The organism is Roseateles sp. NT4, from assembly GCF_051857475.1.
In the GTDB taxonomy this organism is placed as follows: domain Bacteria; phylum Pseudomonadota; class Gammaproteobacteria; order Burkholderiales; family Burkholderiaceae_C; genus Pelomonas.
In genome coordinates this window covers 699,971-712,799 of sequence record NZ_JBPZGZ010000001.1, presented here as the reverse complement: position 1 = coordinate 712,799, position 12,829 = coordinate 699,971, and the positions used below count along the sequence as shown (strand labels likewise).

Here is a 12,829-nt window from a genome sequence, read left to right as displayed (position 1 = left end):
CGATGAAAACGTTGCCACGGAACCGTTGCGCTGCGAAATGTGTCACAGCATGAAAAGCAGAGTGCCGCAGATACTTTGCGCGACTCTTCATTTCTGATCATGCTCAAGAAGATTTCGACCACCGACGTGACGCTGGGCATGTATCTGCAGTCGCTGGAAGGTCCCTGGCTGTCCCACCCGTTCTGGAAGACCAAGTTCGTGTTGAACGATCCGGCCGACCTGGCGACGCTGAAGGGCAGTCCAGTGCCTTCGGTCTGGATCGATATCAGCAAGGGCTGTGACCTGGAAGGCCCGATCTCGCCCGAGGTGGCGGTGGCGGTCGCCGAAGCCCCCGCGCCACCGGCAGAGAGCCAGAAGCTGCCCGCACCGGCCCGGGACAGCCTGGAGGGCGAGATCGAACGCGCCACCCAGGTCCTCAACCGCTCCAAGCAGGCCGTCATGGCGCTGTTCGGCGAGGCGCGCCTGGGCAAGACGGTGAACACCGACCGCTGCTATCCGGTCGTCGAGGACGTGGCCTGCTCGCTGGCACGCAACCCCTCGGCCTTCGTCAGCCTGGCCCGGCTCAAGACGCGCGACGACTACACCTATATGCATTCGGTGGCCGTCTGCGCGCTGATGATCGGCCTGTCGCGCCAGCTCGGCCTGTCGGACGAGCAGACGCGCGAGGCGGGCCTGGCCGGCCTGCTGCACGACATCGGCAAGATGCAGATGCCGCTGGAGGTGCTGAACAAGCCCAGCGCACTGACCGATGACGAGTTCAAGGTCATGAAGACCCATCCGGAGCATGGTTTCGACCTGCTCAAGGGCGGCGCGCAGGTGCCGGCCGGCGCCCTGGACGTGGCCCTGCACCATCACGAGAAGTTCGACGGCTCGGGCTATCCGCACCGGCTGTTCGGCGATGAGATCAGCCTGTTGGCACGCATGGGCGCCATCTGCGATGTGTACGACGCCGTCACGTCCAGCCGCCCCTATCGCAGCGCCTGGGACCCGGCGGGTTCGCTGCAGCGCATGGCGCAGTGGAAGGGTCACTTCGATCCGGCCGTCTTCCAGGCCTTCCTGAAGAGCGTGGGCATCTACCCGACCGGCACCCTGGTGCGCTTGCAATCGGGCCGCCTGGCCGTCGTGGTCGAACAGAGCGCCGCGTCGCTGGTGAAGCCGCGCGTCAAGGTCTTCTATTCCACCAAGTCCGGCATGCCCATCCCGGCGCAACTGCTCGACCCGTCGGCGCCCGGTGAAAAAGACGCCATCGTCGGCCGCGAGCCGCCCGAGAACTGGGGCTTCACCCATCTCGAGGAGTTGTGGAACCCCTTGGGCAAGGCCTGAGCCGCGCTGCGACACCTTCGCGCAAACCATCTCTGAAACCGGCAGCAACAATGCCGCCGTGAAGTTCCTCCCTCTCCTCCCGCTGGTGCTGGCCATGGGCGCCATCCAGGCGCAGACACCCCCATCCGCCGCCGCATCCGCTCCCCACCACAACCACGCGGCGGCCATACGCGCGGCGCGCGTGCGCGGCCTGGCCGAGCAGATGAACCTGCCGGCCGAGACCTTGAAGCAGAGCTGCCGCTTCGAGTCCGACATCGCCACGCCGCCACCGCCTGGCGTCGTGGCCCTGAGCTTCGACGACGGCCCCGAGCCCGGCGCCACCGAGGCCATCCTCGCCCTGCTCGACAAGCATCAGGTGCCGGCCAGCTTCTTCCTCATCGCGGCCAAGGCGCAGCGCCACCCGGAACTCGCCGCCCTCGTGAAGGCACATCCGCTGGCCCTGGTCGGCAACCATTCCTGGTCGCATCCCAACTTCCACGACATCGCACCAGCCCAGCAGGCCAGCGAGGTCGAACGCAGCGACATGGCGCTGGCCGCACTGGAGGCCCCCAAGCTGTTCCGCTACCCCTATGGCAACTCCAGCTGCGATGCCAATGCGCAGCTGCAGCAGCGCGGCTACCGCATCGTCGGCTGGCATGTGGACAGCTGCGACTGGGCCTTCGACAAGACCGGCAGCATCGACCCTCACGAGGCCAAGATCTGCGGCGTCGCGAAGGCCGACCGCGAGCATTTCATCGACCATGTCGTGAACGCCGTGAAGGCGCGCAAGGGCGGCATCGTGCTGATGCACGAGATCCATCCCCACACCCTGGCCCAGCTCGACACGCTGATCACGCGGCTGCTCGCCGAGGGCTTCCGGTTCGCGGCCGTGAACGACCCCGCATTCGCCGCTTCGATGCGGTAACAAGTCGCCAGCTTCGGCAGGCCACAATTGAGCCAGTCGTGACCGCCGCCGTTCTCAACGCCCGCCACCGCCAGCCCCCCGATCCGCGCCAGTTGCAGCGCTGCCTGCTGCTGGCCGTGCTGCTGCACATCTGGCTGGTGCTGGTGTTCGGCAACGCCAGCGGCACGGCCGCGCCCGGACAAGGCGTGTGGGGCAGCCTGACCGTCAAGCTGCTCGGCCGCAGTGGCAGCGATGCCAGCGCACCGCCCAGCGACAAGGCACCGGGCTCCGCCGGCCAGCAGGGCCAAGCCCGCCCTGACGCCGAGAACGGCGCTGCCAGGCTGGGCCAGCCCAACCCGCAGGAAGTGCCGCCCGAAGCAGCGCGCACGGACAAGCCCTCGGCCGCGCCCCCCAGCACCGCCACGCTGGAGCTGCCCGAAGGCTTCAAGCCGGTGGAACGCGAGAACCTCAGCACGCCGCCGCCGCGCACCACCCCGTTGCCGACACCCGCGGCCGAACTGCCGGCCACCGTCGGCCGCCTGGAGGCACGCCCCGAGCCGGTCGCACCGCTGGCGGCACCGGCCGACCTGCGCACGCCCAGCCGCACGCCCGAGTTGCCCACGCCGACCGTGGACCTGCCCGCGGCCGTCAACCGCCTGGACGAGACGCCGACGCCCGCACGCACGGCCACCCTTCCCCGGCCCGCGGAATTGCGCTCACCCGCCATGACGGCCACGTTGGCGCCGCCGAGCGCCGACCTGCCCGCTGCGGTGCGCCGCCTCGAGACCCCGGCTGAGGCCGCCGTGACGCCAACCCTGCCTCGCGCGGCCGATCTGCGCGCTCTGCCCGCGCCTACCGCCGTGGCCACCACGCCCAGCACGGCATTGCCCGCCCCGGTGCGCCGACTGGAAGCCCCCACCGACAACGGCGTCGCCCAGGCCCTGCCGCGAGCGGCCGAATTGCGCGCCGCACCAGCCAACACGCCGGCGCAGCCCACGCCCAGCGCGGCCCTGCCCTCGGCCGTGCAGAGGCTGGAAGCCCCTTCGGGAGAAGGCGCGGCCGTCACGCCGCTGGCGCGCTCGAACGAGTTGCGGACGCCGGGCACGACGGCGCCGTCCACGGCACAGACGCTGACGCCGCAAGATCTGCCGGCCCCGGTGCGCCGCCTGGAATCGGGCGAGAGTGGTGCAGCCGTCACGCCGCTGCAGCGCGATTCCAGCGCGCGCACCGCGGCGCCCACGCCCGGCGCATCGGCCTCGAACGAACTGTCCGGCAACCTGCCCGGCGAAGTCAGTGCGCCGGCCGGACCGGCCAGGGGCGATCCCAATGCCAACCCCTACGCCGCGCCCAAGGCCTCGGCGGGTTCACCTGACGCCGGCCCGCGCCTGGGGCCCGATGTGCCTGCGCCGCCATCGGCCGCGGCCAGCACGCCACGCGCGCCGCTGAACCTATCGCTGCCACGCGGCGACATTGCCGCGCGACGCAGCCCCGGCCTCGTGGACATGATGCCCCAGCCCCCGGAGCGCAAGTCCAAGCTGGAGCAGTCGGTGGAAGACGCCGCCAACAAGGACTGCCGCAAGGCCTACGCCAACGCCGGCATCCTGGCCGCGATACCGCTGGCCCTCGACACCGTCCGCGGCAAAGGCTGCAAGTGGTGAAGTCTCACAGCAACGCCTGAAGCTCCAGCGCGTTGGCCAGAGCAGCGCCCGCCGCGGTGTTGTCGAAGATGCACCAGCGATCCACACCGGCCGGCACGGCCCGCAGCGCTTCGGCTCGCAAGGCCAGCCAGGCGGGCTCATAGTTGGACCAGTACGTGCGCGGCGAGCCATGCCAACGGAAGTAGCAAATCCTTCGCGTGTCGCCCCCGGGCTCGGCGGAACCGGGCCATTTGGCGGGATCGACAGCGGCCCGTGACACCTCGCAGGCCTGAAGCAGTTTTTCCGCCTCGGTGCCAAACCAGCTCAAGTGCCGGGGTTCGCAGACCACGGCGCCGTCGAAAGCTGCATGGACATGTTCGAAGAAATGCCCGGCCAAGCGGGCATCGAAGCGCAGCGAGGGCGGCAACTGCACAAGCAGCACCTTCCACTTGGCGCCCAGCGCACCGGCCTCGCCCACAAAACGCGCAAGGAGCTCGTCCACGTTTGCCAGCCTCGCTTCGTGTGAAATCTGCTTCGGGCATTTGACAGCGAAGCGAAAACGCTCGGGCGTGCTGGCCGCCCAGCGCTCATAGGTCGCCGGGCGGTGCGGCCGGTAGAAGGAGGAGTTGATCTCGACACCGCCCACGACGGCGGCATAACGCTCCAGCTGCGAGCCCTCCGCGGGGAAGTCGCCTGCCGACGGAGACGGGATGGACCAGCCGGCCGTGCCGATGACGATGGACATGCCGCCCAGCGTAGGCAGACGGCCGTGGTGGCGGCGTCGGACGAGGGCTCGGCAGGAGGCCGTGCCCGTCCGACGTGGACTCAGAAGCCGCTCAGCACCACCTTGCCCCGCATGCGCCCCGATTCGACCAGCGCATGCGCCCGGCGCAGGTTCGCCGCATTGATGGGGCTGAACTGCTCGCTCACCGTGGTGCGCAAGCGGCCGGCGTCCACGAGGGCCGCGACGCGTGCCAGCAGGCGTCCCTGCTCGGCGATGTCGGCCGTGCCGAACAGCGGCCGCGTGAACATCATTTCCCAATGCAGGGACAGGGCCTTGCGCTTGAGCGTCATCACGTCGATCGGACCGGACAGGTCATCGATGAGGCCGACACGGCCCTGAGGGGCGGCGGCGTCGATGATGGCGTCCCAGTGCTGCTCGGTGTGGGTCAGGCTGGCAACCAGCTCCACCTCGGCCACGCCAGCGGCGACCAGTTGCGGCCGGAAGGGCTGGCTGTGGTCGATGACGACGTTGGCGCCCAGCTCCTTGACCCAGGCCTGGGTCTCGGGCCGGCTGGCCGTGCCGATGACCCGCAGCTGCGTCAGCTCGCGGGCCAGTTGCACGAGGATGGAGCCCACGCCGCCGGCCGCGCCGATGACGAGCAGGCTCTCACCCGCACCACCGCCTTCGGCCACACCAAAGCGGTCGAACAGCAGCTCCCAGGCCGTGATGGCCGTCAGCGGCAGGGCCGCGGCCTCGGCATCGCTCAGGCTTTGCGGCGCGCGGGCGGCGATGCGGTGGTCGACGACCTGTAGTTCGGCGTTCGACCCCGGGCGGTTGATGCCGCCGGCGTAATAGACCCGATCGCCGACGGCGAAACCGGCCACGTCACGGCCCAGAGCCTCGACGGTGCCGACGGCATCCCAACCCAGCACCTCGGGCTGGGCGCCCTGGGGCGCACGGTTCAGGCGCACCTTGGTGTCGACCGGATTGACGGACACGGCGCTCACGCGCACCAGCAGGTCCAGGGGGCCGGGTGTCGGCGCCGGCAGGTTGAGGTCGACCAGGGATTCGGGGTGGTCGATGGGCAGGGATTGCAGATAGCCAACGGCTTTCATGGGGCGTCCTTTCCGAGACGGTTCAACGATGTCCGTCATGGTGGCGTCGTGCATTCCTTTCAAAAAGCCTAGGATTGGAGAATCAGTTTCACCTATTGAGTGAAGATGGATCGACTCGCCCCCCTGCAACTCTTCATTGCCGCCGCCGAGGCGGGCAGCTTTTCAGGTGCTGCGCGGCGCCTCGATCTCGGGCCCGTGCAGGCCAGCGCCACCATCGCCCGGCTGGAGCGTGAGCTGGGCACACGCCTCTTCGAGCGTTCCACGCGGCGGTTGCGTTTGACCGAGGCTGGCGAGCAATGGCTTCCCCATGCGCGCCAGATGCTGGCCGCCTGGGAGGACGGCCAGACGGCCCTGCGCGGCGCTGCGGCCCAAGACCAGCCCCTGAGCGGACGCCTGCGCGTCAGCCTGCCCAGCGACATCGGCCGCCAGCATCTGTGGCGCTGGATGGAGGACTTCGTCGCCGCGGACGGCAGCACGGACCTGCAGCTCGAACTGCGCCTCAGCGATCGCGTGACCGACCTCGTGCAGGAGCCGGTCGACTACGCCGTGCGTTACGGGGAGCCGCCGGACTCCAGCCTCATCGCCCTGCCGCTGGCGCCGGCCAACCGCCGCGTGCTGTGCGCCAGCCCGGCCTATATCGCCCGCCACGGGCAGCCGGCGACACCGGCCGACCTGCGCAACCACGATTGCCTGCGCTGGGTGCTCGGCGACAGCCTGCACGCGCGCTGGCGCTTCGGCTCACGCGAGGGCGAGACCGTGGCCGTGGAGGTCAGCGGCAGCCGCACCGTCGACGACGGCGGCCTGGTGCGCGAATGGGCCGTGGCCGGCCTGGGCATTGCCTACAAGAGCGGCCTGGACGTGGCCGCTGACCTGGCCGCCGGGCGATTGGTGGCGCTGCTGCCGGACTGGCTCGGCGAACCCGCGCCCCTGCACTGGATGGCCGTCGGCCGGCACCGCCTCACGCCGGCCCTGAGGCGGCTCGCAGAAAGCATCAGGGCCCGCTGCGGGGCCCTGGAAGCAAGTTTGGCACGGCGCTGAGGCCGCGAGGATCAGGCGGCGCGACGACGGAAAGCGCCCAGACCCAGCAGGGCCAGACCCGTCAGGGCCAGCGTGGCCGGCTCAGGGAGTTTGTTGGGGTCGCGGACGGTGAAGGCCAGCGGGCCGCTCGAGAAATTGCAGCCGTAGTCTTGGAAATTGGAATTCAGACACTGGCTATCGGTAGCGAGGAACCCGGAACCTTCCGCGACGGCCGTGTAGTCGAAGATGAACAGAGACGGATCGAGATTCCATTCCGCGCCGGATTTGACCGTGCCATTCACAAAATTCGTGATGTTGAGCGCAGGCGAGCCATCAGGATCGAGGTTGCCGCCACCGGAAAAGCCGGCATCTTTCTCACCTGCCGCGCCGCCTTGGATGATCACCTCAACCTGGAACGTCTGCCCAATGAGCAGATGGCTCAGGTCCACACCGCCAACCCCACGCATGACGAGGACAGGAGCGGCTTGAGCGGTCAGGGCCGAAACCGCAAGAGCAGCACCGGCAACGAGGGATCGGAAGTTCATCTTGTTCTCCAGGCAATTTGGTTGTTACAAGCAAACCTCGGGCCAACCCCAGCTCTCCTATGAGAACGCCCGCCCTGTAACGGCGGCTGTAAAGCCTGCCGACACCGAAATCGGGGTTAGCCACCCAGACGGGTCTTGACGGGGAGGCTGGGGAGGGGCCAGGCCGGCGCCTTCGTGGGCTGCGCATCACAGCCCTGATGCCAAGCCTGCTGCCAGTCCCGCGGTGAATGTGTGCCCCCAGGCGCCAGACCGCGCACCACGCAGCCTGCTCGTGCGCCGCCCGTAGCAATCTCCCTGAGTTGATGTGGTTCCAGCACACCGCCAATGCCAACGACAGGTGCAGGCGCCATGGCCGCCCACCAGGCGAGGTTGTGCAGGCCCTGAGGCCGCCAGGGCATGGCCTTGGTCAGCGTGGGCCAGACCGGGCCGCAGGCGATGTAGTCGGGCGACCAGGCCCGGGCGCGGGCCAGTTCCCACAGGCTGTGTGAACTCAGGCCCAGGCGCAGGCCGCTGGCGCGGGCGTCCGCGAGATCCCGGCGGTCTTTGGCGGACAGGGCCAGCAGGTCTTCCTGGCCGAGGTGGATGAAGTCGACACCCATCGCCAGCGCCTCGCGCCAGTGGTCGTTGACGACCAGCGTCGCGCCAGAGCGCCGCGCCGCCTCGATCTCGGCACGCAGGCGGGCCTGCCATGCGGACTCGCTCTCATCAGTTCCACGTTTGACGCGCAGTTGGACAGTTTGCAAACCAGCCTGGAACAGCCGTGCCGCATGGGCACCGCTGTCGGTGATGCCGTAGACGCCTTCGACAGCGGGTGAGCCGCGGCCAGGCACAGGCCAGCAGGTCGGCGGCGCCTCGTCGTCGAACAGCGCCGGCAGCAGGCCGGTGTCGCGGATGAAGCCGGCGTCGGGACGCACCGGCCCCGGGCCCGCACCGGGCGCAGCGACAGCGTCGCGCAGGCCCGAGGTCGTCAGCATCTTGGCGATGACGGCCGCATCGGCGGCCACAAAGCCACGCGCCAGCGCTGCTGCTAAGGCTGTCGCAAAGGTGCAGCCGGTGCCATGGTTGTTGCTCGCGGCCCGGCGCGGCAGCGCCAGCCAGCCGCTTGCATGCTCGGCGGCCAACCAGTCGAGGGCCAGGGGCCCGTCGCCATCCCCGCCGGTGATGCAGACAGCGTCCACGCCCAGCGCCTGCAGCGCACGAGCCTGCGCCGGAGCACTGCCCTCGCCCACCAGGCGTGTGGCTTCGCGCTGGTTGGGCGTGACGACGCTGGCGCGCGGCAGAAGCTCCTCGCGGTAGGCACGCAGCAGGGCTTCGTTGGCCAGATTGGCGCCCGTGGACGCGCGCAGCACCGGGTCGACGACGAGGGCAACCGGCGCGCGCTCGCGCAGGTGGTCGACCCAGCACACGACGACGCGCAGCTGCTCGACACCGCCGAGCAGGCCGGTCTTGATGGCCGCCGGTGGCAGGTCGTTCGCGAGCGCGGCGAGCTGGGCATCGAGGCGTTCGGCCGACACCGGGAACAAGGCCTCGACGGCGATGCTGTTCTGAGCCGTCAACGCAGCGGCCACGGGGCAGAGATGCACACCGGCCGCGTCGGCCGCGCGCTGGTCGGCGCTCAAGCCCGCACCGCCGCCGCTGTCCAGGCCGGCGATGCTCCAGAGGATGGGCGGCTTGCTCATGGAATCAGGAAGGGGCGACCGCCCACGGGCGTGCTGGCCACGGCCATGTCCTGCTTGCTCATGACGCCCGCCTCGAAGCCCAGGCGGCCCGCGGCGATGGCCTGGCCAAAAGCGGCGGCCATGCGGATGGGGTCGCCGGCCTGGGCCACCGCCGAATTCAAGAGCACACCGTCCAAGCCCAGCTCCATGGCCTGGGCCGCATGCGAGGGCGCGCCGATGCCGGCGTCGACGATCAGCGGCACGCCGGGCAGGCGCTCGCGCAACGTGCGCAAGGCGAAGGGGTTGAGCAGGCCCTGGCCCGAGCCTATGGGCGCGCCCCAGGGCATCAGCACCTGGCAGCCGACGTCGAGCAGGCGGCGGCAGGTGATGAGGTCGTCGGTGCAGTAGGGGAAGACCTGGAAGCCGTCCTTCACCAATTGCTCGGCGGCCGTGACCAGTTCCCAGGGGTCGGGCTGCAAGGTGTACTCATCGCCGACGACCTCGAGCTTGATCCATGGCGTGTCGTAGAGCTCGCGCGCCATCTGAGCCAGGATGACCGCCTCCATCGCGGTGCGGCAGCCGGCGGTGTTGGGCAGCAGATGGCCGCCGGTTTCCTTCAGCGTGGCGCGGATGGCGGCGACAAAACCGTTGTCGCCGGCCGCGGCCAGCGTGCGCTTGAGCCCGACGGTCAGCACCTGGGCGCCGCTGGCGCGTACGGCCTGGTGCAGCACCTCGGGCGAGGGGTAGCCGGCCGTGCCGAGCAGGAAGCGGCTCGCCAGCTCACGGCCATAGAGCGTCCAGGACATGCTCAGCCTCCGGTGATGGGTTGGATCAGGGTCAGTTCATCGCCGGGCCGGATCAGCGTGGCCTCGCGCTGGCCCCGCGGCACGAAGATGCCGTTGACGGCAGTGGCGACGGCATCGGCCGCCCTGCCCTGCTCGGCCAGCAGCGCGGCGACGCTGAGGCCCTCACGCCAGGGCTGGGTCTCGTTGTTGATGCTGAACTCAGACATGCTGGAGGGCTTTCTCGGCCAGGGCCGGCGCCAGCAGCCAGCCATGGCGGAACAGGCCGTTGATGCGCAGCAGGCCGGGCCGGTGGTCCAGGCAGGGTCGGTGGTCGGGCAGCGCCGGGCGCAGATTGGCTTCCATGTGCACGATGCGCGCCTCGGCCAGCGCTGGCAGCACGCTGTGGGCCGCGGCCATCAGCTCGACGGCACTGCGCAGGCTGAGAGGCGAACGGTCCTCGCTCTCGATTTCCGACGCGCCGACGACGATGACGTCCCCTGGCCTCGGCACCAGATAGACGCGATGCCGCGGATGCATCAGACGCACGGGCCGATGGAGTTCGACGCCCGGCGCGTGCAGCCAGATGATCTCGCCGCGCACGCCGCGAAGAGCAGGCAGGTCGGGCTTGGCACCGAGACCCCGCGTGTCGATGACGAGATCGGCGTCGACAACATTCCCGTCATCCAGGTCCAGCCTGTGGGGCCCGACGGCGACGGCGCGTCGGCCCCAGCGCCATTCGACATCCTGCGATCGCTCGACAAAGGTCTGCAGCAATTCGCGCGGCAGCAACTGCCCCTCGCCGGGCAGCCACCAGGCCCAGAGGTCGGGCGCCAGCGTGGGCTCCAGCATCTGCAGCCCGGCGCGGTTCAAAGGCTCCGGCCCGCCCGGCAGTCGCGACAAAACGCGCTGAGCCGACCCGACGTCGCTGCCATGCGCCAGCAGCAGGCTGCCATCGATCTTCACGAGTTCCGGCCGCTCCAGCGCGTCGGCAATCGCCGGCCACAGCTCGAGCGAGCGCCAGCCCATGGCCGCGACGTCCGGCTCGGCATGCTCCTGCTCGGCTAGTGGGCTCAGCATGCCCGCCGACGTGAAGCCGGCCGCACCGGGTTGAGCCGGCCCCTCGGCGGGGTCGACGACGCTGACGCGATGGCCGGCCCGCGCCAGCTGCCAGGCCAGTAGCCGGCCCATGACACCGGCACCTGCAATGGCGATGGAGGCCATCAGGCTTTGGCGATCGGGATGTAGAACTCGCCGCCGGCCGCGCGGAACTCGGCCGACTTCTGCGCCATGCCGTCGGCGACGACGTCAGCCGCCTCCAAGCCCTTGGCAGCCGCGTACTCGCGCACGTCCTGAGTGATCTTCATCGAGCAGAACTTGGGCCCGCACATCGAGCAGAAGTGGGCCTCCTTGGACGAGTCCTTGGGCAGGGTCTCATCGTGATAGTCGCGCGCCGTGTCGGGGTCCAGGCCGAGGGCGAACTGGTCGTTCCAGCGGAACTCGAAGCGCGCCTTGCTCATGGCGTCGTCACGCGCGCGGGCGCCGGGGTGGCCCTTGGCGATGTCGGCCGCGTGGGCGGCGATCTTGTAGGCAATCAACCCCTGCTTGACGTCGTCGCGGTCAGGCAGGCCGAGGTGCTCCTTGGGCGTCACATAGCAGAGCATGGCCGTGCCCATCCAGCCGATCATGGCCGCGCCTATGGCCGAGGCGATGTGGTCGTAGCCCGGCGCGATGTCGATGGTCAGCGGCCCCAGCGTGTAGAACGGCGCCTCGTGGCAGTGCTTCAACTGCTCGGCCATGTTCGCCTGGATGAGGTGCAGGGGCACATGGCCAGGGCCTTCGATCATGGTCTGCACGTCGTGCTTCCAGGCCACCTGGGTCAGCTCGCCCAGCGTGCGCAGTTCGGCGAACTGGGCCTCGTCGTTGGCATCGGCACCGCTGCCAGGACGCAAGCCGTCGCCCAGCGAGAAGGTCACGTCGTAGGCCTTCATGATTTCGCAGATCTCTTCGAAGTGCGTGTACAGGAAGTTCTCGCGGTGGTGGGTGATGCACCACTTGGCGAGGATGGAGCCGCCACGCGACACGATGCCGGTGCGGCGCTGGGTGGTGAGATGGATGAAAGGCAGGCGCAGGCCGGCGTGGATGGTGAAGTAGTCGATGCCCTGCTCGGCCTGCTCGATCAGCGTGTCGCGGAAGATAGCCCAGGTCAGGTCCTCGGCCACGCCGCCGACCTTCTCCAGCGCCTGATAGATGGGCACGGTGCCGATGGGCACGGGCGAGTTGCGCACGATCCAGTCGCGCGTCGTGTGGATGTTGCGGCCGGTGGAGAGGTCCATCACCGTGTCCGCGCCCCAGCGGATGGACCAGACCAGCTTCTCGACCTCTTCCTCGATGCTGGACGTGACGGCCGAGTTGCCGATGTTGGCGTTGACCTTGACCAGGAAGTTGCGGCCGATGATGGTCGGCTCCAGCTCGGTGTGGTTGATGTTGGCCGGGATGACGGCACGGCCGCGGGCCACCTCCTGGCGCACGAACTCGGGCGTGATGATTTCGGGGATGGCGGCGCCCAGCGAGTCGCCGCGCAACCTCTGCTCGCGCTCGGCGTCGGACAGGTAGTCGCGCATCCACTCACGCTTGCCGTTCTCGCGCAGTGCGACAAACTCCATCTCCGGCGTGACGATGCCGCGGCGGGCGTAGTGCAGCTGGCTGACGTTGCCACCGCTGACGGCGCGGCGCGGCTGGCGCTGCAGGGCGGCAGCTTCGGCGCGCAATTGAGCTATGCGCTCGCTGTCCTCCTTGCCGCCATCGTCCAGGGCGACGCGGGTGCGGCCCACATAGGCCTCGGTGTCGGCGCGATCACCCACCCAGCTGGAGCGCACCGGCGGCAGGCCGCGGCGCACGTCGATGGCGGCCTGGGGATCGGTGTAGGGGCCGGAGGTGTCGTGCACCCCCACGCGCTCGCCGTTGGTCAGCGCGATCTCGCGCATGGGCACGGCCACGTCGGGCCGGCTGCCGCTGACGTAGATCTTGGACGAGGCCGGGAAAGGCTCGCGCGTCAGCGACAGGCGCTCGGCCAGCGAGAGGGTGGGATCGGGGGCGTTCAAGGCGGTCTCCTGGAGCTGTGATTCGGTGCTCCGTGGCCGCC

Annotated in this window: 12 protein-coding genes; 4 read left to right on the top strand and 8 right to left on the bottom strand. The window is 69.5% G+C overall.

Features of this window, described 5'->3' with window-relative positions; all coding sequences use genetic code 11:
• Positions 1 to 99 precede the first annotated feature (99 nt).
• From ACS5PN_RS03285 to ACS5PN_RS03275, 3 genes are read left to right on the top strand one after another with little or no spacing between them, the layout of a single operon-like run.
• Positions 100 to 1,323, top strand: a complete 1,224-nt coding sequence (locus ACS5PN_RS03285; RefSeq protein ID WP_439462508.1) for an HD-GYP domain-containing protein — start codon at positions 100 to 102, stop codon at positions 1,321 to 1,323.
• 58 nt (positions 1,324 to 1,381) lie between these two features.
• A complete protein-coding gene (locus ACS5PN_RS03280; protein ID WP_439462507.1) occupies positions 1,382 to 2,227 on the top strand; it encodes a polysaccharide deacetylase family protein in 846 nt (281 codons plus the stop codon).
• A 38-nt stretch (positions 2,228 to 2,265) separates the two neighbouring features.
• Positions 2,266 to 3,864 carry a hypothetical protein gene (locus tag ACS5PN_RS03275; protein ID WP_439462506.1) on the top strand — a complete coding sequence of 533 codons (1,599 nt, stop codon included), beginning with the start codon at positions 2,266 to 2,268 and terminating at the stop codon, positions 3,862 to 3,864.
• Positions 3,865 to 3,868: 4 nt separating this feature from the next.
• On the opposite strand, the gene ACS5PN_RS03270 is transcribed toward ACS5PN_RS03275, so the two are convergent.
• Positions 3,869 to 4,588, bottom strand: a complete 720-nt coding sequence (locus ACS5PN_RS03270) for a DUF72 domain-containing protein (protein ID WP_439462505.1) — start codon at positions 4,586 to 4,588, stop codon at positions 3,869 to 3,871.
• Positions 4,589 to 4,668: 80 nt separating this feature from the next.
• Positions 4,669 to 5,682, bottom strand: coding sequence for a zinc-binding alcohol dehydrogenase family protein (locus ACS5PN_RS03265; protein WP_439462504.1), 1,014 nt, complete (start codon positions 5,680 to 5,682; stop codon positions 4,669 to 4,671).
• A gap of 105 nt (positions 5,683 to 5,787) precedes the next feature.
• Here ACS5PN_RS03265 and ACS5PN_RS03260 point away from each other — a divergent pair, with 105 nt between their 5' ends.
• Positions 5,788 to 6,720 (top strand): LysR family transcriptional regulator, encoded by a 933-nt coding sequence (locus tag ACS5PN_RS03260; RefSeq protein ID WP_439462503.1) that lies wholly within the window; start codon positions 5,788 to 5,790, stop codon positions 6,718 to 6,720.
• Between the two features lie 11 nt (positions 6,721 to 6,731).
• On the opposite strand, the gene ACS5PN_RS03255 is transcribed toward ACS5PN_RS03260, so the two are convergent.
• The 6 genes from ACS5PN_RS03255 to thiC form a co-directional block, all read right to left on the bottom strand.
• Complete coding sequence (locus tag ACS5PN_RS03255; RefSeq protein ID WP_439462502.1) at positions 6,732 to 7,244, bottom strand: PEP-CTERM sorting domain-containing protein; 513 nt, start codon at positions 7,242 to 7,244, stop codon at positions 6,732 to 6,734.
• Between the two features lie 116 nt (positions 7,245 to 7,360).
• Entirely contained in the window at positions 7,361 to 8,923 is a 1,563-nt protein-coding gene (locus tag ACS5PN_RS03250; RefSeq protein WP_439462501.1) for a bifunctional hydroxymethylpyrimidine kinase/phosphomethylpyrimidine kinase, read from the bottom strand.
• Complete coding sequence (locus tag ACS5PN_RS03245; protein WP_439462500.1) at positions 8,920 to 9,708, bottom strand: thiazole synthase; 789 nt, start codon at positions 9,706 to 9,708, stop codon at positions 8,920 to 8,922. Before ACS5PN_RS03245 ends, ACS5PN_RS03250 begins: the two co-directional genes overlap by 4 nt.
• A gap of 2 nt (positions 9,709 to 9,710) precedes the next feature.
• Positions 9,711 to 9,914, bottom strand: a complete 204-nt coding sequence (thiS, locus tag ACS5PN_RS03240) for a sulfur carrier protein ThiS (protein ID WP_439462499.1) — start codon at positions 9,912 to 9,914, stop codon at positions 9,711 to 9,713.
• On the bottom strand, positions 9,907 to 10,908 hold the full coding sequence (locus ACS5PN_RS03235; protein WP_439462498.1) for an FAD-dependent oxidoreductase: 1,002 nt from the start codon (positions 10,906 to 10,908) through the stop codon (positions 9,907 to 9,909). Before ACS5PN_RS03235 ends, thiS begins: the two co-directional genes overlap by 8 nt.
• The gene (gene thiC, locus ACS5PN_RS03230; protein WP_439462497.1) at positions 10,908 to 12,788 is read right to left on the bottom strand and encodes a phosphomethylpyrimidine synthase ThiC; all 1,881 of its coding nucleotides are present in this window, start codon (positions 12,786 to 12,788) and stop codon (positions 10,908 to 10,910) included. The genes ACS5PN_RS03235 and thiC overlap by 1 nt, the downstream gene beginning before the upstream one ends.
• Positions 12,789 to 12,829: the final 41 nt, after the last annotated feature.

Excerpts from the sequence above, each read along its gene's own strand:
- ACS5PN_RS03270 (WP_439462505.1), bottom strand. The coding sequence starts at position 4,588 with ATGTCCATCGTCATCGGCACGGCCGGCTGGTCCATCCCGTCTCCGTCG.
- thiS (WP_439462499.1), bottom strand. The coding sequence starts at position 9,914 with ATGTCTGAGTTCAGCATCAACAACGAGACCCAGCCCTGGCGTGAGGGC.
- ACS5PN_RS03260 (WP_439462503.1), top strand. The coding sequence starts at position 5,788 with ATGGATCGACTCGCCCCCCTGCAACTCTTCATTGCCGCCGCCGAGGCG.
- ACS5PN_RS03255 (WP_439462502.1), bottom strand. The coding sequence starts at position 7,244 with ATGAACTTCCGATCCCTCGTTGCCGGTGCTGCTCTTGCGGTTTCGGCC.
- ACS5PN_RS03250 (WP_439462501.1), bottom strand. The coding sequence starts at position 8,923 with ATGAGCAAGCCGCCCATCCTCTGGAGCATCGCCGGCCTGGACAGCGGC.
- ACS5PN_RS03285 (WP_439462508.1), top strand. The coding sequence starts at position 100 with ATGCTCAAGAAGATTTCGACCACCGACGTGACGCTGGGCATGTATCTG.
- ACS5PN_RS03245 (WP_439462500.1), bottom strand. The coding sequence starts at position 9,708 with ATGTCCTGGACGCTCTATGGCCGTGAGCTGGCGAGCCGCTTCCTGCTC.
- ACS5PN_RS03235 (WP_439462498.1), bottom strand. The coding sequence starts at position 10,908 with ATGGCCTCCATCGCCATTGCAGGTGCCGGTGTCATGGGCCGGCTACTG.
- ACS5PN_RS03265 (WP_439462504.1), bottom strand. The coding sequence starts at position 5,682 with ATGAAAGCCGTTGGCTATCTGCAATCCCTGCCCATCGACCACCCCGAA.